The sequence below is a fragment of the Yersinia sp. Marseille-Q3913 genome (genome assembly GCF_963892745.1).
In the GTDB taxonomy this organism is placed as follows: Bacteria; Pseudomonadota; Gammaproteobacteria; order Enterobacterales; family Enterobacteriaceae; genus Yersinia; species Yersinia bercovieri.
Genome location: NZ_CAWQAF010000011.1, coordinates 374,536 through 396,320, shown reverse-complemented (window position 1 = coordinate 396,320; position 21,785 = coordinate 374,536). Strand labels below are relative to the sequence as shown.

Below are 21,785 nucleotides of genomic sequence, written 5' to 3'. Positions count from 1 at the left end.
CCCGTGGCCTCAATCAATTGGTACAAAGCATCATAGCGGTAAGTGGTTTCCGGCACGATTTTCTGATTGCGGTAGAAGCGAGTGGCTTCGGCATCATTATGGATGGCGAGAATATTACCGACCGGATCATAATCGTAGCGCAGGTCCTGCAACAGTGTTGGCCGCTCTTTGTGCACCGACCGGCTGGTTTTGATGCCCACTAAGCGCTGAGTTTGTGGCTCGTAGCGGGATTCAGTCACCACGCCATTCCCGCTCTCTTCACGTAGCTTTTGCCCGGCAGCGGAGTAGGTCAGGGCGCGAACAATCACCTGCTCTATTCCGCCATAGAAGGTGAGCCAGCTGCCCACTAATTGCCCGGCGCAATTATAGCTCATGCGCTGGGTATGGCCTTTAGCATTGGTTTGTGTGATGAGTTGGCCCAGGGCATTGGTGGTGCAGGTGGTGATAAAAGGTTTACGGCTAAGGCGGAGAAACCAGCGCCCCTCTTCGCCAAACCAATCCACTGGACCGAGGGTATCGGTCAATACACGGCGCTGCTGCTTCAACACCACGCCGGTAATCGACAGGCTGAGAAGTTCTTGTAACCCGGCAGTGTCGTAGTGGCGGATGCACTGCCCGTTAAGGTTAGCGGCTTTATGCTCGCGGCGGTTTTCACCATAGAAGAAGCGGTCAGTTACGGTTTTCAAGCCGTCTTTAAGCTGCTGCTGGTGCGCTAATGGGCGGCCCAGTTCCGGCTCATAAGTGACCCAGCTACGGGTGCCTTTGGCATCAAGACTGATGATGGGGCGGCCTTCAGCATCAATCAGTTGCATTAAGGTGCCGCTATCAACACCACAGGTACGCAGTGGTGTGCCAGCAAGGCTGTATTGATAGTTAAAGTTATCCACGTCAAGGCGCGGGTCGCGGCTGGCGGTCAACTGAGCCAGTGCATTGTAGCCGTTGCGGGAGATAAGCTCCTCGGCGGTATCATGACTATTAGTACGGTTATAAGCGATTGAACGAATTCCCAGCCCCCGGTTATCACTGACGGTGATGGTGGGGGTCTGTTCGCATAGTGATCCAGATAATGTTTTAGGCATATAATGATCCTTAATTTACTGTTTCTGCTGTTTTAAAAAGAGCAACGCAGAGTCGCGTTGGGTATTGCAGCGGGCTAAAGCCAGGCGGGTTTTCTCGACGTATTGTGGATAGTCACCCCAGGTTTGCACCTTGAATTCAGGCATCAGGCAGGGGGGTAATAAGGCTGTTGGAAAAGCTAAACACTCACTTATTATTATCGATGGCTTGCTTCTGCATCCGGATAACATCAGCAGGCACAGGCTCATCAGCGCAAGGGTTACCTTTTTGTGCCACACGTAGCTGTTTTTGTAGTTCACCGCTTTTCTCTCCCTCGATTCGTTCGTGCTCCTGTACTTGTTGAAGATGGGCTGTTGTCAGTAATATTTGTTGGTTAAGTTGTTGATTAACCTGCCCATACTCTACCAGTTGTCTATTTAGTGCGACATTCTCCAGGTTCAATCTTTCCAGTGTCCGTCCGGTTTGTACCAGCCACATGGCGATGGCAACAACCAACAGTGACAGGATGGTTTTCACCACTGTGGGTAGGATGCGTAAATTGATCATGGATAGACCTCTCTCGGCAGCTCAAAATGTGGGCCATCTTTGAATGTTTTCCAGTCACCACCCCATTGCAATGGTAATTCCATCTCTTGCGCGGCTTGCTTCATGGCTTTTGCGATCTGATGAAAAGCTCCCCAGTCCTCCCAAGGGATTTTGTTGTTAATTATCGGTGCCAGATCCACGGCGTGACCGGTTAAATGGCGACTATTCAGGGTCTTGCTGCTGCCGTTACGCACCAGTTGTCGCTGGCGTTCAAGAGTGCGAAGCCCTTCGATAACGCGAAAATCGACCGTGCTTAACCTAAGAGCACGGCGTACGATCAGCACTAAGTCTGGATGCACATTGCGTAAGTTATGTTCACTAATCTGCCCAAAACGAAAGGGGGATTTGTCATCGGACATGGTGACCTCTCTTAGTTATTTAGGGGGGGTATGATGACCAAAAAAACGATTCCAGAGATATTGCAGGGCGGTGCTACCCATTGCGCCAAACAAACCAGCAATGGCGAATGTCATATAGCGGCTGCCGCCACTTTCGAAAGAGAACAGACCGCCAATTAAGCCAGTGAAGCCGGAAACAACGACCTGACTCATGACGGCGATCCAGCTCCATTCATCCTCTTCGTTATCTTTATCGAGGATGTAACGCACCAAGCCTCCCCAGGCAGAAAGAAGGCCGATAATGACCCAGGTAATAACAAAGTTGTCACCAGGAACCAGGAGTTGCATTTGGATTACCTACCGAGATTAGTCATCAGTGGATCTGACCGCAGTGTAGGCCGGTCAGCGTTACTGTTTGATATTGTTAGTTTTTATTTTCGCTGACTTCCGCTGCAGTATCGTTTTCATCCTCGCTGATAACAAACCACGGGAAGTATTGCGTCCGGCATAGATATCCTTTGGCAGTGATAACCTTAATTACTCGCCCTAGGGGATCGTAACTATGGGTATCGGCATAGGTATCTTTGCGAGCACTGTCGTCACGGACATAGCGCCAGTCATTGAGGAAGTAAGGTTGATAAGCACGCACGGCCAGCCCTTTGTTGTCATACTCGCTGCGGCCAGTGACAGCCCAGCGTTGGTGAGCGACACCAATGAGCGGTTGATTGTTTTTGACGTGTAGACTGCCATCTTCGTCACGGATATACGCCTCACCGGCTTCAACCCGCTGTGCCACTTGCAGTGTTCGGCCAAAGCCGTCGTGGTACATAATGACTTGCCGCTGTTGTAATTTTCCCTGCTGAGCCTTGCTATCATAGTTTTCGCTAATCACGGTGATGGTATGAGGAGGCTGGCGTAGTTGGTTCTTGATCTCATTTTCTACGATTTGAGCTAATGAGGACTTATTTTGCCGTAGCCAGCGACGCGAACCCAGGGTGTACAAGTAGCCCTCTTCCGTCATCAACTGGTTCTGGATTAAGTCATCTCGCGTGGATCCGTGCTTGATCCACTCATTTATCAAGGTGGACGAAGGTTTGACCATCCAACTAAATGGCTGATAAACAATGTATTGTGCTACGGGCAATGCGTTGTGTTCTTGGGCGATAACATCTTCAATGCATGTTGGGACAATAAATGGTTGTATTGATGGTTGGCTGAACCCGCGCTTCACCTCCTTGTCGTCATCTATCTCCGTCCCCCAGAAACGTAACGAGATGACGCGACCCAATGCATCAAGGGAGATATCATGTTCGTTATCATTCAGATCAGTAAGATGATAAGGGGTGATAAAGCGGTAATCATATTTGGCTGTGGTGCTACTGCCGTCAGCCGTCAGGATCTGGGTCACTGCACAGGTAAAATGGTCCCAAACCAGTTTTGTCGCACCGACTAATTGAGTACTTCTTTGCGCGATGGGGCGAAAAAGTGTTTGGGAGCCGGAATAGTCAGTTAGCCCAGAACGTACCGTCCACACGTCCGCTTCACCTGTGCGGGCAAACAGGCGCGGTGTCAGCTGATATCCCGCACTTCTCAGTTGCTCATCTCGCACTTTGCCCGCAGGTAGCATTTCATCTAATGCACCGAGAGACGTATCATCAAATTCAGCATGTTCACTGGCAATCACTAAGCCCATCAACAGATATTTCGGGTGATAGAACAGTTCATTTTGCCCGGCAAAGATATTTTCTATCGGTATGCCCAATGCATTTTCTTTCTGTGTAACGATTTCATAACTTAGGCCGTTAATGGGAGTCACATCGGCGTGAAAAGTCAGCACATCGCTGCGTTGCTGCCAGGGTAAGCCCAGCCGTAATCCATCCTCTTGGGTTACCTGATAGTACGACTGTTGGGTTTCCGTCAGGCGTAATAGGCGCTGTTGATCGTCATAACTGCTGGCCCAGTGATCGGGTGCCATCCAGGAATAAGGAGTCACTTTGTCTTGAGCACGGCGCGGATAATTGATGGAAACGCTGTGAAGGGGATGACCATATTCATTGCTGCGCAGGACAATTTGCTGGCTGCACTGTGGGTCCTGAGGAATGCGCTCATAGTGATAGCTGAGCTGTTCCAGTTGCATCGGCATCACAATCGGCGAATTCAGATCATTATCACTGACCCGTACCTGTCGTACCTGATAGCGAGTGCTATTGCAGGTATAAGGTAGGTTGTTTAGCTCGATATTATCCAGTCCATACAGTTCAGTGTGCAGCGGGCTGCCTTTTAGCGCGCGATACAACCAATACGTCTGCTTCACCGAGGTTTCAGTGAGTAAATCATCACTATTATCCGCAGAATTAAAGGTGGTAAGTCGGGTATGACCTAACGAATAAGCCAGATCATCACCTTGCCAATACTCTGCGCGATAGCGGATTTCATCGTCAGCACGGCCTGTATGGAACCAACTGCGGCTGAGTGACGGTGCAGTGCGCTCCTGGCTGGAGCCTTGGGCATCAGCATGAGTATCCATCACATCCACACGGCCAAAACCTCGGAACTCACGTTCGATACCATCGTAAAAACCATGATAGTAGCGGGCCTCTTGCTTCAGATTATTACCTGTTATTTCATCAAGTTGTTCGGTTTGCACCAGTAAGTGGAGGGGAAAAGGCAGGTGACAAGCTATTGTGTGGCCTTCGGCAGCAGCAGCGGCTTTCTCATCAAGCCAGAGCTGGGCTGAGCTGCGGTAAAACAAGTGGTTCTCTGCGCCCATATTATTATTGACGGTACATAACAGATAAGGCTTGGTCGTGGTTAAATCATAGCGCCAATGGCAGTTGGACATATGCGGAATACTCAGCAACAAGCTGGTGACCCCCAGGCCTTGCACATCAGCCAAGGTCAGTTGGCAGGTGTTATCGTAACGAACACCGTGCGGCAAAGGGAGCTTTAGCGGTGGCGCAAAACTGTTGCCACTTTGATTACGATAGATCAGCAAGTGATCACTGTTGGCGTAAATCAGATCGGCGGTGCCAGAGCCATCAATATCGGCCAACCGGATGGATTGCGGATTGAAACTCTCGGTGGGCTGGCTGAAACCTGAAAGCGTCACTGGCTTGCCAAAACGGCCATGGCCCAGATTCGGCCAGCAGGTCACACTATCGTGGCGCACTCTAAGTAAGTGTTGCTGCCCACTGCCGAATGGATCGCTGAACGCGACCAGTTCATGCTGATTGCCGCCCGGAATGGGCAGTGTGACAGCTTCGTTTTGATAGATAAGTTGCGCGCTAGCAAAACCATTGCGTTGATTAGCGTACAACCTGACACTTTTTGGCCCGATTAACGCCAGATCTGAGATGCCATCACCAATCAAATCTGCCAATTGTGCCTGTGGGTGAAAGTACTCGGCGGGCAGGGCTGAAAGCGGTGTAAATTGCGTCCAGCTCTCTTCTGGATTGCGGCAGTAATAACCCGCTATCCCAGACTGACTGATGACCCAATCTAACTGCCCATCACCATTGATATCCATCAAGCTGGCGTTATCCTGCATCGACGGGATTGTTGGTAATATCTGGGCATGGCCAAAACTGACACCATTTTCACTGTCGGGTTGCCGCATTGGTGGGTGATAACACCAACGACCATCCTCTTGATTTAACATTCCCGGCAATCCTTCGCCATTAAGATCAACTAATTGATAATATGGATTAAATTTGTCCCATTCGGGCATCGCTTGCCAGCTGGTTTCTGTTTCAGCCTGGAACTGTTGATAATCAAACTCCAGTGGCGGTAAGGTCAGCGCTGTGCCGTCTTTTTCATGGGCGACCTGTTGGCAGCTGATTAGCTGAGTGGCATAGGGGGTGACCAGATAACTCAGGCGAAGACGTGCGACCAGTTCGGCATGACCTCTTTGTCCTCTCCCCGCGAGTGTCTGTACGTCATGGAACATTAATACCTGCTGGCACAGGCGGCGGGTGCGCACCTCAAAACCATATTCGTAGCGAGAGAAGGGGTCTTGACGGCAAGACCATGAACCTTCTGATTTTAGTGCGGGTACATCGGACAAGCTATTGAGACGTTCACCGTAATCAAAAACCAATGTAAATAGCCAATCAGAGTCATTTGGCTGATAAGCGGTAAGAATATATAACTGCTTGGATGCTTCTGGATTTCCGTACTGCACTTGGTGTAAATAACGCTGGGCACAGGCCTGCGGGTGACGGTTTTTCTCCCCCGAATCAACATTGATATCATCTTCGTTCTTATAGCGATAACAAATATGCTCGCCTGTCGGGGAGACTGACTCTTCCAATAGCCATCTTGCAATATGTGTCGGGTGATCCGGATCGGCAATCTGGGCCTGGGCTGATCTCCCTAAACAATATACTTGACCATCGGCAGCGTAAATTAACCAAAACGCGGTTTGATTTAAGTTCGTATTTTCAGGCTGCCAAAATTCAATGCGATCAAAGCGACCCTCTACCCGTGGCTGGTAATGGACTATAGTGAAGCCAGGTAACGAATATTCTGCTTTATCCTTCGGTGCTGAAACGGCCAGTAGCACCTCGCCGTTGGGTGCAATAAATTCATCATGGCTATCATAGTTGGGCGCACCATTAGCAGTACGCCGTTGAATCGACATCGTGTTGATATTCCAACCCAAACCAAAGGGGCCATTACCGCTGTCAGAGCTGTAGCTTAGGGCTAAGTCTGGTGCGTAGCCGCGCCCTGAGGAGATAGGTAATGGCAGCGTCAGCGTGGCGATACCACTCGGGGCTATAGCCCCCAGACTTTCGCCCATACCGGTAATTGCACCACCCCCTTTAGGGAGCGATAAAGGTGTAACGCCAACATGTTGTTGATTATTTTCCATAAATAGCTCCTGTCAGGCCTCTACTGAGGCCTGTTTTAAGTGGTGCTGTCATCAGAAACGAATGGTGTAGCGAATATGCAAAATGATGTCGCTCAGACTTTGCAGCAGTACCTTTTGCTTTTTAGTTGCATTCGGGAAGCGCAGCAACAAAGTGCCAGAGTCGCTAATATCAATTCCTTCAAATGGCAGATATTTACCGTCGTTAAAGTCCAGTTGGAATTGACCGCTATCGTTCATTCCGCGCGAGACTGCCAGTGCACTGCACCCGTTGGCCAGACTGGTCGCCTCGCCACCGTAACTCAGGGTGGCTTGAACATCCTGATAAGGCCCTAATAGCGCAGGTAAACTCACGCTGATCTGTTTGATGCGGCGAATAGTGCCTAGATGCATTGTTTCTGGGTAATCCGTCGCCAGTTGTAGGCTCTTGATATTGAGGGAGACGAACAATATGTCATCGTGGATATTGACGTAATCTTGCTCGGTGCCAAATTTTTCGGCTTTATTGTCGCTAATGCAGCTCATGATGGTGTCTGCCAGTGGAAACGACTTGTCCGTTAAATTCTGATAATGGGACGCCAGTGATACCGTGCGTTCTACCTCTAGCGCGCGTTGTTCTTCCATCAGCCAGACATTTTCCAGTTTTTGCAGGTTGAGCATCAGATCCTCACCTGCTAATAACCCCTGATAGAGATTGTTCCAGCCTGAATTGACGAACAGGGACTGTGTTTTGCTGGCATCGATATCACGCTCCAATGCACTTTTAGCCATCAGGCACAGAGGCTGAGCAGCATCAAACAGCTGGTAATACAAACCCGTCAGGCGGCCAACCATCCAGTCATACAGCGCCTTGCCGCTAAAGCGATGAGTCTGCATCTGGTAAACGGCTAATGTGTGGGTTTGTTCCATCTCAGTCAGGTTATACTGCTTATTGGCCATTGAAATCTGGAGTTGCAACTCGTTGAGTTGCTCTTTCAACTGCGCGACATCTTTTTCTGCCACTGTTTTCTGCAGTTGCCATTCGTCGGCACGGCGGGCGTAGTTGCCTTTGATATCCTGTATACCTGCACCTTGTTCTATGCCGCCTGACATAACCTGGATACCCCAGGCGACGGATTGAGAAATCGCCCCCCAATGCGAACCGCCGTCGGCCATACCGAAGATATTCGGTGCCGTATCCAATGCTCCCCCTACAGCAAGCGGGATAGCTGCCGTTAGCCCCAGCGCTTGTGCCGCAATACGCATATCTAACGCTTTTTGTTCATAGCCAGAAATATCACCAGTAATGAGTAGACTATAATAATTCAGCTGCTTTTCAGCGCTGCTTTTCGCTATTTTTGTGGTATTACGACGGCAGGTAAGCATCTCAATATTTGTCTTTTGAATATCGAGGGTTTGTTTCAGGATGCGCTGTTGTTGTTGCTGTAATAATAAACTGAGCGCTTCGCTATCTTGTTTTTCTAACGCAATTTGCAATGTATTGCCAAATTGTATTACTGAGTTGACAGCATCTTTGGCGCGTTCCAGTAATAGTGGAAAACGATAGAGACTGGGGGGCGCAGTCTTGAGGGCAGTAGTACTACTGATACCATCGGCATTAGCCTGTTGGCGTTGCAACTCTTTTGGATCCACTGGGGTAGAAAATAATGGAAGATGTAATGGTTGACCATCCAGACTAAGATTATGACGCAAGTTATATAAGCGGATATCAATTTTATCCCAGTAACTCAGCAGCATTTCGTTATAGGGTGGTAAGAAATCGCCCTGTGAATTCTCTTTAGTCAGAGTAGTCGCCACCTTTTGAAGATTATCAACCTTCCAATTATCAGTCATGCCAATATTTGGCCGTTCTCCCAATAATTGACTGGCTTGCACATAATACATTTTCGCATCAACCAGCGTATCTCGTTCTAATTGACGATAAGAGTGATCACCACGTGTTATTAACACATCCAATGTGCGCATAAATACCGCTAATTTATATTGCATCGGATCTTGCATGGCAATCATATCGGGGTCGTTGGTGGCGAGTAGGGTACTATTATCCCAGTCGTGGTCTTGTTGCAGCGGTAATGTATTCCAGTGGCGAGGCTTATTCCCTTCGAGCTGTAGTTCCCCATTATTATCACGATAACCGGCACTGCTAAACAGAAATTTTAACCAACGTTCTGACTCATCAAAACGTTGTTCGGTAAGGAAACGGGCAGAGGCCAGTAGCGGAATATGGAAAAATAGCTCCCATAGATAAAGACCATAGGATTGATTAAATGGCTTAATATTAACCGAATTTAATTGTGTGTCATAACTCAATAAAATATCGACACCCTGTTGTAATTTACTGATCAGCAATGATGAGTCCGGTGCGGTTAGATTTTCTGGAGTATCCGTAATGATTTCATTGCTTAAAGCGGTGCCACTTTGGGTATTAAGCGGGGATGTAGTATAAATATAGTCTGGAGCACCTTTGTCTACAATTATATCTTTCTTTGATATGATATTCTTAATCTTATACTGTTGACCATTAGTGGCGACAAGTATAATATTATCAATGTTAACGTTCTTATTCTCATCACCAGTGATTGAAAATGGCTGAACAATATTGACTATATAGCTCAATGGAGTATCTGCCGTTGTCTTTTCTACTAAGGCGGCATTTATCTCCCCATTAGCAATAGTGCCATCTGGATTTTTTATTTCTCTCACATTAAAAATTCGGCGAATATCGTATAATTCTAGCGATTGTAGTTCGCTTATAGAATAGCTTTTATCATAATCAAATTCGAATTTATAATTGTTTACCCAAGTGTCATCATCATTTTTATATGAAGTCTGATGGACTGTGTGTATGTATTCTTCACCTTCATTGTTTTTCCTTTTTTCTTTGCTAATCCAACTTAAATATAAATGATGTTTGTTCCATGAGGTTGTAATGTATTTTTTTTCTAACCCATCGATGTTAGCCTTGATCTCTTTCCATTCAGACCAAATATATCCTGGTGACAGGTTTGATGCCTGTTGGCAACTGCGCCAGTAATATTTGTATGGAATTTCCTGACTGCGGCCAATGAAGAAATGAGTTCTATTTTCAGTGACTTCAAGATGACTTATTGTTTGTAGATGAGCTAATTCATTGTATCTGATGAGATACTTCTGGATAGCATTATGGACCGATTTCTCATTCAGTTTTTCTTGACTAATACTCTGTTCAAACTCGGTAAATAGTTCAGTTTTATTATGGCGTAGTGCTGGATCAATATAGTCTGCAGCATAGTATTTTAACTTTTCTTTACCCGCCCAGCGGGGATAGCGCTTATTGTAAAGATTCCAGTTATGCAGGAAATTATCAGTGCTGAAATGTTTTTTAATTTTATCGGTAGCAGCGTTAGGTTCTGCACCATCAATGCAGCGTTCGATATAGAGTTGGAGACTACTGATGGCTTCGGCGATAGGTGAGGTTTTCACCTCATGGTCAACCTTGGTGTCTAATAGCAGGTGTTGATATAGTTTCTCTGCTGTATTGATACTCTGGTCGGCGCTACTATCTTTAGCCAGATAGTAGTCGACCAATGCATCACGGCGAAATTCTTTAATTTTATTTAATACAATAGTATTAGGCATAATAGGTATCCCTATAGGATTAATATTAGTGACTTGGTTGAGTTTTACATCAAATATCTGCGAATAACTCATTAGCAATAAACTTAATATTGTTACTATTTTCTACATTTCTATTTAGTGAAAATGAACGTATTTTAGATAAACACTCACTGCTGATATTTAGTTTTTTAATTATTGACATACAGTTTACCAATAATATAATTGATTTTAAGTCATGATCGAATTTATCATTGAAAATATGCTTAATCGTATTTTTGGTTAACTCCAGGTCCCAGTCATGTATTTTTGCTATGGTTTCAATTTGGTATTCATATTCATATTTTTTTATGTGTTCTATTATATTTTTATCTGCTTTTACAATTGAATCCTCTGCCTGCTTCTTTTTTTCTTCTGATGCTGCGATCTTTTCCTTGCAGATGTTGATACGTTTTGTTGCATCAAGTAATACTATTTTGTACAATGAAGCCCCAAGTTTTTCAAATCTATTGTACCTTGATTCTAAATTGTGAATGACTTCATTTGACGAATATATTTCTTCTTTGACTTCGTTTAGAGTATTATTTGCTACTGATCTTGTAACCTCCGCTGCGGACCGTAAATTTTTAACTCTCTCATCTTGGTCGATATTGGAATTTTTAATGTGAGCCAGTACGTTTGAAAGTGATGTTTTTATATTTTTTTGCCAGAATTTAAATTCGGATAAAAATTGCAGTAACGCTAAATCAGGGGAAGACGAGTGCGCTCTATTATCAAAATATTCATCTGATAAGATAAATGTTATTTCTTGGTCGGTTAATTCTGCCCATTGGGCAATCAGTACATATTGGCTCAGCTTATGGCATTGGATGATCAATGGTTGATGCACCTCTAGCTGATGCAATGAAGGTGCTTCGATGAATATCATCGAAATATTGTTCCATAAATCTTCTAATCTAAAATCAGTGTCGTTTCTCTCTAGCCAATCAACCAGTTTTTCGACAATATTGCTTTTTAGATGGAATCCAGCTCCCAGGCTACGGTACAGATTGGGTTTGAGCGAGTCAGAATAGACCTGTTTTCCCAGTGTCTGATAAATATTAGATAAGAAATTAAAGAGTTCAGGGGTGGCCGCCGTACTGTATTGAGTGGTTGTCATCGCTTGCAGTGCTGCAATATCAAGCTTTTTCTCACTCATCCATTGAACATTTTTTTCCAGTAGATCAATGGAATTAACAATAAACAGTGCATTACTGGTGGCGATTTTTTCCATTACGCCAGAGTCTAGTTTGTCATTTAATTTCCATAGATATTCTGCTTGTGAGAAACACAGACCCAATAGATATGGGATAAATGCCATACGGTATAACTGGCTAAATTTATGGGTATTCATTTCGACGTTATTGGATTGCTCGCCAAAACAATATTTAGCAATACGACGTAACTCTTCAGCAGTAATGCCTAATTTGTTTCTAAGAATAGTTTCATTTTCTTTTTGGTCAATGAAGTTAAGCGTTATATCAGTTGTAAGAGGAGAGAACGTTTGTTGAAAGAAACTTGTCTCATTATCTTTAGCATGGATGTTGATGTCATTAATAATGGCCACGTACTGATCGACCGACAACCCATAGTGTTGGTTTAAGCGGCGATATTCGGCGATGATTGCAAGCACTTCTAATTTTTTTTTGTCATTTTCATTACTGTTTGTAATGATATTTTTATTAAGCCATTTCAATTGCTCAATATCAAGTTGAGTGGCATGAGCCAAACGTTGCACACTGCTATCATCCATATCTGATGCTATTTTAATTAATGCTGAACTAGCAGCATTTAGCCCCAATTGCTCTTGCATTAATGCTGGGGTCATTATGTTTTCCCACGGTTCATCATTATCTGTCAGCAGTGTCGCGATCTCCCGCAGGCTGATAGATTTATCCTGTAGCACCGTATTAATAACCGTGAGGTTGTCATCGTAAGGTAGGGTGAATGAAGCGTTATTCGCCTGTGTCTTAGTATCCTCGGTGAGGGCCGCTGGAGTGACTTTCTTTTGTAGTACATCCAATAATATATCCAGTGAAGAGACTTCCCTCTGCATATTATTATTGCTCAGTGTTAACGCCTTTATGTCCGGACGGCGCAGATCGATATGTAGTTTATTTTCCGGCGCATGTAACTCCTGTGCCACATTATAGAGTTCACATAAATAGCGGGCCGGAGAGAACATTGATTGGATAGACGCCGGATCAACATAGAGTTTTTCCCGCTCAGGGATTTCACTAGTCAGCGAGAGATCAGTTCTGGCTTGTGGTTGTAATGTTGATGGCAGTACAGGAAAAGCCAGTTTGTTGATGCTATGGAGTACTGGGTCATTGCGTAACTGTGTTGCTCGCTTGGCAGCTTGCTGATGGTTTACCTCAATTTTGGCTTGCTGATAGAGTGTTTTGGCTTGTTCGGATAATTCAGTTTCCTGTCCCCCCTGTTCACCGGAGTGAGCATTAACAACCTTCGCAATAAATTGTGCTTCACTTTCTGCGGTGACATCAAAGAGGGTGGTTATATTTTTCAGCTTAAGATCCTTAATACGCTGTTCGGTTTTTCCCATAGCTACCGCAGCAAATTGTTTTTTATCTTGCATAAGACACCTCTACATTTAATAAGTGATAAGCCAGAAATGAGTTCATGGTGATATTGCTATACGCTGAACGAAATTAATGACTTTCATTGACTTCTTGCCATAATAGTGGCGAGTTCTCTCTAACATGCTGAATAAATAAGTCTTTATTTATTACCGAGCTTTTTAGATAAATATAATAAGTAACATCAAAACTTGTATTGTTATCTATACAGAGACCTGATAAATGCTCAGGTTTTTCATCGGGGAAAAAGCCTTTGGTTGTAATGGAAATACCAGCTCCTTTTTTGATTAAGTTATAACGCGTTATTTTATCATCAATATTCAGGATGTGGCCTTTGAATCCTTGTTGTTTCAATGTAAAAATAAATTCATTAAAACAATTAGTTGAGCTGAAAATAGCACTTTGTATAAAGGGTAATTCTTTTAAGCACTGAGGGTAATTTGAGAGCGTTTCCAAGTGTGATGCATATTGTAAATTTGCTTTGCAAGTTGCTGATAGCTCTACATCAAAATTGGTCATTTTTATTTTTTTTGAGCTAATAACTATATCTGATTGATTTTCATACTTAATGTTTTCTTTAAGTTCAATATTGAAATTCTTGTTTTTGACGAAATAATCGCAAATGAACCCAGCATATTCTGATTTGACTTCACAAGTTGCAATATTGATAATACCATTTTTACATTTCTTGTAGTCTTCGCTCAACTCAGTCAAATAGGTATAAATAGGATATACTTCTTTATATAAAGCAGTTCCTTTCAACGTCAGTCTGAGTCCGTGGGTTGTTCGGTGAAATAGCTTAAAACCCAATTTCCCCTCCAGTATTTTCAAGCTTCTGCTCATTGGTGGGGGGGTGGTAAATAGCCTGTTAGCCGCGTTTGTTAACGACCCTTCTTGGGCTGTGATAATAAATACGAGTAAGCTTTTTGATATAAACATATGCACCACTTTGTTGTGATTAATGCGGGATATGTAGACTGAAATATATATTAATATATAGCTAATAGTCTATTCTAGATATTAGAATGATAGCGGCTATTTTTGTCAACTTGTAGGATGATTATGAATTTAACGTGGATTGCTAATTAGGATTTTTCTTGTTTATATCGTTACTTTATAGCATGGAATTAAGGTCTGTATGGAGAAAATAATTAACATTTCTTGACCTGAAAAAGGTGTTTTTTATTAACGATAACCCTGATATATCTCTGCAACGTTCTTAAAGTATTCGGTTAAATAATCGATACAGACTTGAACCTTGAGAGGCATTTTGTCTTTTTCAGTATATAACGCATATACCGGGCGCGGGTCAGAGTGATATTTTTTGAATAACACTTCCACTTCACCGCGCTTAATCTCCTCTATCACCCACATTAATGGTGCGTAGGCGATGCCTGCGCCCGCTTTAAGCCAGCGGATCATGGTTTGTGAGTCGTTGGTCACAAAGCGGCCTTGTGGCGATATTTGTGTGGTGATCCCTTCTGGCGCGATCAGTTCGAAATTACTGTCTGGCCTCACGCTGTACTCCAGCCAGGAGAAGTTGATCATATCGCTCGGTTTTTCCGGGGTGCCATGTTGCAGCAAATAGCTTTTGGCGGCGCAAACCACCATTGGCATAGAGCCGAGGCGGCGGGAAAATAGCCCTGAATCTTGCAATGCCCCCACGCGAATGACCACATCCAGACCATCGCCAATCAGATCCGGTGCCGGGATCCCGGTAACCAAATTGACGGACAAACCGGGGTACTCTTTCAGCATATCCGCTGTCATGGTCGCCAGCACATTTTGTGCCATGGTGGATGAACAGCCGATGCGCAACGTGCCGGTTGGCGTATTGTTAAATGCGTATAACTGCTCATGCACCTCCTGCACTTCCTGCAACATGCGCCGACAGCCCTGATAATAGATCCGGCCCGCTTCGGTCAAGCCAATGCGGCGGGTACTGCGGTTAAGCAGTTTAACATTTAGCTCGGTTTCCAGCTTGGACACGGTCTGGCTGATTGAGGATACACTCATCTCTAACTGCCGCGCCGCCGCAGTAAAAGAGCCGCATTCAACCACTTTGGCAAACACCGACATCCGTTTTAGTCTTTCCATTGCTTATCCTGTGTGGCCTGTTTGTTTAGCGCTGGTCGCTTGTTTTGCATCGATTGTTAACTCTAGCTTAAAAGTGATTTAGATCACACATTGTAGATAAGTTGATAATAAGCAGGCTAATATACTGCTGTCGGAGAAAGGTCCGAAGTCTGAAAGCCGCGTAGCTAAAGTGTTACCCGCCTCGTCCAGCTTGCAGTTACAAGTTTAACCTATAACTCTACCTTATCGCTGGTGCTTTTAGCCTTGGCCACTATGGTTGAATGAGTTTCAGTTTAGAATTTAACTATTAACCCAGGCATGTTCACCGACATCCTATAATTGAGAGGATTTAAAGAATGAGTTTGCTTCCGGTGATGGTGATTTTCGGCCTCTCTTTCCCGCCGATATTTCTTGAGCTGCTTCTCTCGCTAGCACTTTTTTTTGTTGTGCGTCGTTTGTTACAACCCACAGGTATTTATGAGTTTGTTTGGCACCCGGCACTCTTTAATACCGCGCTGTATGGTTGTCTTTTTTACTTAATTTCTCGTTTTTCTTCCTGAGGTCGCCGTGAGTACTTTTTCATTAAAAATAATCCGCATCGGCATCACCTTATTAGTGGTCTTACTGGCTATCATCGCTATTTTCAAGGTGTGGGCTTTTTACACTGAATCGCCATGGACCCGTGATGCTAAATTTACCGCCGATGTGGTCGCTATCGCGCCGGATGTTAGTGGGTTAATCACTGAGGTGCCGGTTAAAGACAACCAACTGGTGCAGAAAGGCCAGGTCCTGTTTGTGATTGACCAACCCCGCTATCAGCAGGCATTGGCCGAAGCTGAAGCTGATGTCGCCTATTACCAAACGCTAGCTGCCGAGAAGCAGCGCGAATCCGGCAGACGGCAGCGGCTGGGGGTGCAGGCGCTATCACAAGAGGAGATCGACCAATCCAGCAATGTGCTGCAAACCGTCCGTCATCAGCTAGCAAAAGCCATTGCAGTCCGTGACTTAGCCAAACTTGATCTGGAGCGAACCACAGTGCGCGCGCCTGCCGAAGGCTGGGTGACCAATCTGAATGTTCATGCGGGGGAGTTTATTAACCGCGGCGCGACCGCTGTCGCATTGGTGAAAAAAGAGACTTTCTATATTTTGGCCTATCTGGAAGAAACCAAGCTGGAAGGAGTCAAACCGGGCTATCGGGCGGAAATCACTCCGCTGGGCAGCAACCGCATTCTGCATGGCACCGTCGACAGTATCTCTGCCGGTGTGACCAATAGCAGCAGCAGTGTCGACAGCAAAGGGCTGGCGACCATTGATAATAATCTTGAATGGGTACGTCTGGCGCAGCGGGTGCCGGTGAAGATTCGTTTGGATAGCGAGGATCAGCAGCATCCATATCCAGCAGGCACCACCGCGACGGTAGTGATAACCGGAGCAAATGATCGTGACCCTAATCAGGCCTCGCCGATGATTAAGTTGATGCACCGTCTGCGCGAGTTTGGCTAACATGAGCAGCCCGACCTTCATTCGCCTGCGCTTTGCTTTTAAGCTGAGTTTTGCCATTGTAGCCGCGCTGTTTCTGGGCTTTCATTTGCAACTGGAAACGCCGCGCTGGTCAGTGCTGACCGCCGCGATTGTCGCCGCTGGCCCGGCTTTTGCCGCTGGTGGTGAACCTTTCTCCGGCGCTATCCGCCACCGTGGCTGGCTGCGCATTATCGGCACATTTATCGGCTGTATTGGTGGCTTGGTTATTATTGTGCTGACTATCAGAGCGCCAGTATTAACCCTGATGCTGTGCTGTCTGTGGGCGGGGGTCTGCACCTGGATCTCATCACTGGTGCGGGTCGAAAATTCCTATGCTTTTGGTCTGGCGGGTTATACCGCGCTGATTATCATTGTCACAACCGGAGAAACCCCCCTGTTGACGCCGCAGTTTGCCGTCGAGCGCTGTAGCGAAATTGTGTTGGGGATCGTCTGTGCGGTGATGGCGGACCTATTGTTCTCCCCGCGGTCGATTAAACAGGATATTGATCGGCTGGTGGATAAGGTACTGGTGGATCAATATAAGCTGTTGCAGCTCTGTATTCGTCCGGCGGAAAAAACCGAAATCGATCGCGCCTGGAGTGATTTGGTTAAAAATACTACTGCGCTCAATGGGATGCGCAGCTACCTGATGATGGAGTCATCCCGTTGGCAGCGCTGTAACCGCCGCCTGCGGGTATTGCACTCCGAGTCACTCGCGCTGATCACGCAGGCATGTGAAAGCTATTTGGTACTGGTTAATCACCCCAATACTCTTCCCCCTGAGCTGAAAGTGATGCTGAGCGAATCGGCATCAACACCCACAGAGATCCGCCAGCAGATGAAAAAACTGCGCCAGTTTATCGGTGCTAGCCACAGTGAGGCGATCCCCCATACCATCAGCAGTTGGGTCGGTGCTGCCACCCGCTATTTATTGCTATCAAAAGGTATCCACACCAACAGCAGCATCAGTCGGGTAGAGGAGGGCATTCTGGCGGGTGATATGCCGGTAAAACATGTCTCCGCCGAAGGGCATCACGCGATGATCAATGGCCTGCGCACGGGTATCGCCACTGCCATCGGGGGACTATTTTGGCTCTGGACCGGCTGGACATCAGGGGCGGGCTGTATGGTGATGATAGCCGTAGTCACCTCGCTGGCGATGCGCACACCCAATCCGCGCATGGTGGCGATCGACTTCCTGCTGGGGGTCGTCATGGCGCTGCCCATCGGGGCGCTCTACTTTATGTTTATCATCCCTGCCACCCAGCAAAGCATGTTGCTGCTGTGCATCAGCTTGGGGCTGCTGGCCTTTATTATTGGTATCGAAGTGCAGAAGCGGCGGCTGGGGTCACTGGGGACATTAGCTAGCACCATCAACATTATGGTGCTAAGTAACCCGATGGAATTTAACGTCAGCTTGTTCCTCGACAGTGCTTTGGGGCAGATAGTCGGTTGCTTTGTCTCCCTGATTGTCTTGTTGCTGATCCGCGATAATGCCAAAGAGCGGACTGGCAGAACCTTGCTAAATCGCTTTGTTTACAGTGCAGTATCCGCCCTGACCACCAATAAAGCGCGCCGCAGCGAAAATCATTTGCCGATGCTCTATCAGCAACTGAATCAGCTGTTGATGATGTTTCCCGGCGATATTGATAAGTATCGTCTGGCACTGACACTGATCATCGCCCATCAACGACTCAACAGCACCGAGATCCCGGTTCATGTTGAATTGAGTGCCTTCCATAAGCAAATCCGCTATACCGCTGATCGTGTCATCAATGTGAAGAGTGATCAGAAACGGCGCTATTACTTCGCCCGGCTGTTGCAGGAGCTGGATCAATATCAGCAAAAACTGGTTGATTATCAGTCGCCTGATTCTGTTACCCTGCCGGTAAAACGGCTAGCAGATATGTTGCATCGGTATCAGAGTGCGCTGATATAGATATCAGTTGAAGCGCTCTAAGCTGTTCTTATCGCTTTTTCAAGGGCTATACTCAATCTGGAACCACCCCTTTCGCGCCCTCTATTGATGAGGGCCTCATTTTCCTAAGGAGGTTGACATGATGTCAGAGCAAAACCCCTTGCAGGACCAGCAGCACAGCGACGGCGTTTACCACATTGGTTATTTTGTCGGCGGTAAATGGTATCAGGCCCAAGAGACTTTCGATGTCTATAACCCTGCTACCGGTGAGTTAGTTGCCAAAGTGGCCAAAGCCGGTAAACAAGAGAGTGAAGCAGCCATTAAAGCGGCCAGTGAGGCATTTCCTGCCTGGCGCAAAAAACCGGCCAAACAGCGGGCAGAAATTCTACAGCGTTGGTATTTGCTCATTATGGAACATCAGCAATCATTGGCTGAGATAATGGTTTCCGAGCAAGGTAAGCCGCTGAAAGAGGCATTAGGTGAGGTGGCTTATGCCGCCAGCTTTATTCAATGGTTTAGTGAGCAAGCTAAACGCGCTAATGGTGAGATTATTCCGCCGGCCAAAGAGGGGGCGCGCATTTTTGCCACCCGCGAGCCGATTGGTGTTGTTGCCGCTATCACGCCGTGGAATTTCCCGCTGGCTATGCTCACCCGTAAACTGGGGCCGGCACTGGCGGCCGGATGTACCGGGCTAATTAAGCCGGCCAATAACACGCCACTGTCCGCTTTTGCCTTGCTGGCACTGGCAGAAAAAGCGGGCGTACCTGCTGGTGTTCTCAATGGTGTTGCCGGTGACACCCATGCTATCAGCGATGCCATTATGGCCAGCTCTGAGGTGCGCAAAATCTCCTTCACTGGCTCAACTGAGGTGGGCAAAACCCTGATGTGCAATGCCGCTGCTACCATGAAAAAGATCTCCATGGAGCTGGGGGGCAATGCACCCTATATTGTGTTTGATGATGCTGATTTAGATGCAGCAGTGGCGGGGGCTATCGCCTGTAAATTCCGCAATGCCGGGCAAGTCTGTGTTTGCGTCAATCGTTTCTATATTCAAGAGGGCATTTACCATGCGTTCGTCAGCCATCTGGCCGCTGAGGTGAAAAAACTGAAAGTGGGCAATGGGATGGATAAAGATGTCGATATGGGGCCGCTGATTAATATGGCGGGTCTGGAGAAAGTCGAAGATCACGTCAAAGACGCGCTTGAGAAGGGCGGGCGTCTGCTGGTGGGCGGGCATCGTCATGAATTGGGTGGTAATTTCTTCCAACCAACAGTTATTGCCGATGCCAATGAGCAGATGAAAGTGGCGTCTGAAGAGACATTTGGTCCACTGGCGGCTTGTTTCCGCTTTAAAACCGAAGCTGAAGTGATTAAGCGGGCGAATGACACGCCGTTCGGACTGGCGGCTTACTTCTATACGCAGGATCTGCAACGGGTATTCCGCGTTTCTGATGCATTGGAAAGCGGTATGATTGGCGTCAATGAAAGCTCGGTCTCTACGGAGCTAGCCCCCTTCGGTGGCGTGAAAGAGTCCGGTCTGGGCCGCGAAGGTTCGGTGCTAGGGTTAGATGAGTTTATGGAAGTTAAAACCCTGCATCTGGGTAATTTATAAGTCAGGTTGATGAGCTACTTTGATTGCTATAGTGAAATCTGGGTTATTAACCACTGTTATTGGAAGCCTAAGGGTTAAGGAGAACCATGATGAATAAACGCATTATCACTATTCTGGGTGCGGTGTTGCTATTGATTGCGGCGGCATTACAAATGAATGGCTGTGACACCGCGCGTGATATTGGTCAATCGCCGGATCTGGATCGCCCATCATTACCGACGCCTGCATCCATCGAACAATTAACGCAGCCCAAACCTGTGGCGAAATACCTACAAGCGCACCATCGACTGCCGGATTTTTACATTACCAAGCAGCAGGCCCGTGAGAAAGGTTGGGATCCAAAAGAGGGCAATCTGTGTAAGGTGTTGCCGGGGCGTGCTATTGGCGGTGATCGTTTTTCTAACCGAGAACGCCAACTACCTGAAGCCAAAGGCCGCAACTGGCATGAGGCCGATGTAAATTATCGCTGCGGCCATCGCGGTAGCGATCGTCTGCTGTACTCTAATGATGGCCTGATTTATCTGACTCAGGATCACTACAAGCATTTCATTCGGATGGAGTAGAAGATGGTAAAAGTGGTATTCGATTTTGACCATATACCTGATTTTCCTGCATTTTACCGTGAATTTTCCCAAAAGTTTGCGCTGAGGGAAGATTTTGGCGCTAATCTGGATGCGCTGTGGGATGTGGTAACGGGTGAGATAGCATTGCCGGTAGAGATTGAATTTATCCATTTCAATCACCGCCGGAAACGCCGTTTTGGGGCGATAGTGTTGTTGTTCGAAGAGGCAGAAGAGGAGCTGGCTGGTAGTCTGCGCTTTAATATTAATTAGGCTATTTTACTTGCCATCTTGAGCCTGGGCAGTGCCGGACTCCTCACGTACTGGGTGTACGCTCCGGGTCCTGTGCGCTGCCTTACCCAAACTGCCTGACAGTTACGTCGCATTAAACAGGCGCGAGCTGCGCCCGATTACTGCTGTTTCTCTGCCAATTCACGCAGATACTGGAAGATCTGGCGGAATGCTTTTGGCGGCTTATTCGCGGCTTTCTCTTTTTGGGCATTACGCACCAAACTGCGCAACTGCTGGCGATCAGCTTCGGGATAGAGATCCAACACGGTTGGGATCACATCATCACCCTCTGCAACCAAACGATCGCGCAGTGTTTCCAGTTTATGGAACAGCGAGATTTGTTGGTTATGACGGTTTTTCAGTTTATCCAGCGCGGTCTGAATGGGTTCGACATCACGGGCGCGTAGCATTTTACCAATTAACTGAATCTGGCGACGGCGACCCTCTTTCTTGATTTTCTGCGCCAGCTCAATGGCTGCCAGCAGATCTTCATCCAGCGGGATCTTCTCCAGCGCATTTTTACCCAGCTCAACCAGCTCGGTTCCGAGATCTTTCAGCGCTTCGGCATCTCGTTTGATTTCACTTTTACTGACCCAGATAATTTCATCATCATCATCATCGTCATTTTTACCTTCTGGGACTTCATCTAGCCAGTCTTCGGGCTGTTTGTTCATGGTCAAATTCCTTAAAAAGAGGCTAATCGTAGCAGG

At 46.6% G+C, this 21,785-nt stretch carries 16 protein-coding genes and 1 pseudogene; 6 read left to right on the top strand and 11 right to left on the bottom strand.

Annotated elements, in window-relative coordinates:
• From AACW11_RS06840 to aaeR, 10 genes and pseudogenes are all read right to left on the bottom strand, one after another.
• Positions 1-1,079: pseudogene (locus tag AACW11_RS06840) on the bottom strand (RHS repeat protein); the annotation flags it as partial.
• Between the two features lie 15 nt (positions 1,080-1,094).
• Positions 1,095-1,307 (bottom strand): Rz1-like lysis system protein LysC, encoded by a 213-nt coding sequence (gene lysC / locus AACW11_RS06835; RefSeq protein ID WP_249192689.1) that lies wholly within the window; start codon positions 1,305-1,307, stop codon positions 1,095-1,097.
• Positions 1,264-1,623: a DUF2570 domain-containing protein gene (locus tag AACW11_RS06830; protein WP_212584175.1), complete on the bottom strand. Its 360-nt coding sequence runs from the start codon at positions 1,621-1,623 to the stop codon at positions 1,264-1,266. The genes lysC and AACW11_RS06830 overlap by 44 nt, the downstream gene beginning before the upstream one ends.
• Positions 1,620-2,021: a M15 family metallopeptidase gene (locus AACW11_RS06825; RefSeq protein ID WP_212584174.1), complete on the bottom strand. Its 402-nt coding sequence runs from the start codon at positions 2,019-2,021 to the stop codon at positions 1,620-1,622. The genes AACW11_RS06830 and AACW11_RS06825 overlap by 4 nt, the downstream gene beginning before the upstream one ends.
• Positions 2,022-2,036: 15 nt before the next feature.
• Positions 2,037-2,348, bottom strand: a complete 312-nt coding sequence (locus tag AACW11_RS06820) for a phage holin family protein (protein ID WP_212584173.1) — start codon at positions 2,346-2,348, stop codon at positions 2,037-2,039.
• Between the two features lie 76 nt (positions 2,349-2,424).
• Entirely contained in the window at positions 2,425-6,870 is a 4,446-nt protein-coding gene (locus tag AACW11_RS06815) for a SpvB/TcaC N-terminal domain-containing protein (protein ID WP_212584172.1), read from the bottom strand.
• Positions 6,871-6,921: 51 nt separating this feature from the next.
• Positions 6,922-10,485, bottom strand: coding sequence for a Tc toxin subunit A-related protein (locus AACW11_RS06810; RefSeq protein WP_212584171.1), 3,564 nt, complete (start codon positions 10,483-10,485; stop codon positions 6,922-6,924).
• A 49-nt stretch (positions 10,486-10,534) separates the two neighbouring features.
• A complete protein-coding gene (locus tag AACW11_RS06805; RefSeq protein WP_212584170.1) occupies positions 10,535-13,096 on the bottom strand; it encodes a Tc toxin subunit A in 2,562 nt (853 codons plus the stop codon).
• Between the two features lie 73 nt (positions 13,097-13,169).
• Entirely contained in the window at positions 13,170-14,036 is an 867-nt protein-coding gene (locus AACW11_RS06800; protein WP_212584169.1) for a LysR family transcriptional regulator, read from the bottom strand.
• A gap of 246 nt (positions 14,037-14,282) precedes the next feature.
• Positions 14,283-15,194: an HTH-type transcriptional activator AaeR gene (gene aaeR, locus AACW11_RS06795; protein ID WP_212584168.1), complete on the bottom strand. Its 912-nt coding sequence runs from the start codon at positions 15,192-15,194 to the stop codon at positions 14,283-14,285.
• A gap of 335 nt (positions 15,195-15,529) precedes the next feature.
• Here aaeR and aaeX point away from each other — a divergent pair, with 335 nt between their 5' ends.
• The 6 genes from aaeX (at position 15,530) to AACW11_RS06765 (ending at position 21,057) form a co-directional block, all read left to right on the top strand.
• Positions 15,530-15,733: a p-hydroxybenzoic acid efflux pump operon protein AaeX gene (aaeX, locus tag AACW11_RS06790; RefSeq protein WP_005271391.1), complete on the top strand. Its 204-nt coding sequence runs from the start codon at positions 15,530-15,532 to the stop codon at positions 15,731-15,733.
• 7 nt (positions 15,734-15,740) lie between these two features.
• The gene (aaeA, locus tag AACW11_RS06785; RefSeq protein WP_212584167.1) at positions 15,741-16,676 is read left to right on the top strand and encodes a p-hydroxybenzoic acid efflux pump subunit AaeA; all 936 of its coding nucleotides are present in this window, start codon (positions 15,741-15,743) and stop codon (positions 16,674-16,676) included.
• Position 16,677: 1 nt separating this feature from the next.
• A complete protein-coding gene (aaeB, locus tag AACW11_RS06780) occupies positions 16,678-18,633 on the top strand; it encodes a p-hydroxybenzoic acid efflux pump subunit AaeB (protein ID WP_212584166.1) in 1,956 nt (651 codons plus the stop codon).
• Positions 18,634-18,754: 121 nt separating this feature from the next.
• Entirely contained in the window at positions 18,755-20,224 is a 1,470-nt protein-coding gene (locus AACW11_RS06775; protein WP_249192707.1) for an NAD-dependent succinate-semialdehyde dehydrogenase, read from the top strand.
• An 89-nt stretch (positions 20,225-20,313) separates the two neighbouring features.
• Entirely contained in the window at positions 20,314-20,787 is a 474-nt protein-coding gene (locus tag AACW11_RS06770) for a ribonuclease (protein ID WP_212584203.1), read from the top strand.
• A gap of 3 nt (positions 20,788-20,790) precedes the next feature.
• The gene (locus AACW11_RS06765) at positions 20,791-21,057 is read left to right on the top strand and encodes a barstar family protein (RefSeq protein ID WP_212584165.1); all 267 of its coding nucleotides are present in this window, start codon (positions 20,791-20,793) and stop codon (positions 21,055-21,057) included.
• A gap of 137 nt (positions 21,058-21,194) precedes the next feature.
• Here the strand turns inward: AACW11_RS06765 and yjgA are convergent, their stop codons facing one another.
• Positions 21,195-21,749, bottom strand: coding sequence for a ribosome biogenesis factor YjgA (yjgA, locus tag AACW11_RS06760; RefSeq protein ID WP_212584164.1), 555 nt, complete (start codon positions 21,747-21,749; stop codon positions 21,195-21,197).
• Positions 21,750-21,785 lie beyond the last annotated feature (36 nt).

Excerpts from the sequence above, each read along its gene's own strand:
- lysC (WP_249192689.1), bottom strand. The coding sequence starts at position 1,307 with ATGTTATCCGGATGCAGAAGCAAGCCATCGATAATAATAAGTGAGTGT.
- AACW11_RS06815 (WP_212584172.1), bottom strand. The coding sequence starts at position 6,870 with ATGGAAAATAATCAACAACATGTTGGCGTTACACCTTTATCGCTCCCT.
- AACW11_RS06830 (WP_212584175.1), bottom strand. The coding sequence starts at position 1,623 with ATGATCAATTTACGCATCCTACCCACAGTGGTGAAAACCATCCTGTCA.
- AACW11_RS06825 (WP_212584174.1), bottom strand. The coding sequence starts at position 2,021 with ATGTCCGATGACAAATCCCCCTTTCGTTTTGGGCAGATTAGTGAACAT.
- AACW11_RS06805 (WP_212584170.1), bottom strand. The coding sequence starts at position 13,096 with ATGCAAGATAAAAAACAATTTGCTGCGGTAGCTATGGGAAAAACCGAA.
- aaeR (WP_212584168.1), bottom strand. The coding sequence starts at position 15,194 with ATGGAAAGACTAAAACGGATGTCGGTGTTTGCCAAAGTGGTTGAATGC.
- AACW11_RS06770 (WP_212584203.1), top strand. The coding sequence starts at position 20,314 with ATGAATAAACGCATTATCACTATTCTGGGTGCGGTGTTGCTATTGATT.
- aaeX (WP_005271391.1), top strand. The coding sequence starts at position 15,530 with ATGAGTTTGCTTCCGGTGATGGTGATTTTCGGCCTCTCTTTCCCGCCG.
- AACW11_RS06765 (WP_212584165.1), top strand. The coding sequence starts at position 20,791 with ATGGTAAAAGTGGTATTCGATTTTGACCATATACCTGATTTTCCTGCA.
- AACW11_RS06810 (WP_212584171.1), bottom strand. The coding sequence starts at position 10,485 with ATGCCTAATACTATTGTATTAAATAAAATTAAAGAATTTCGCCGTGAT.
- AACW11_RS06775 (WP_249192707.1), top strand. The coding sequence starts at position 18,755 with ATGTCAGAGCAAAACCCCTTGCAGGACCAGCAGCACAGCGACGGCGTT.
- AACW11_RS06820 (WP_212584173.1), bottom strand. The coding sequence starts at position 2,348 with ATGCAACTCCTGGTTCCTGGTGACAACTTTGTTATTACCTGGGTCATT.
- aaeB (WP_212584166.1), top strand. The coding sequence starts at position 16,678 with ATGAGCAGCCCGACCTTCATTCGCCTGCGCTTTGCTTTTAAGCTGAGT.
- yjgA (WP_212584164.1), bottom strand. The coding sequence starts at position 21,749 with ATGAACAAACAGCCCGAAGACTGGCTAGATGAAGTCCCAGAAGGTAAA.
- AACW11_RS06800 (WP_212584169.1), bottom strand. The coding sequence starts at position 14,036 with ATGTTTATATCAAAAAGCTTACTCGTATTTATTATCACAGCCCAAGAA.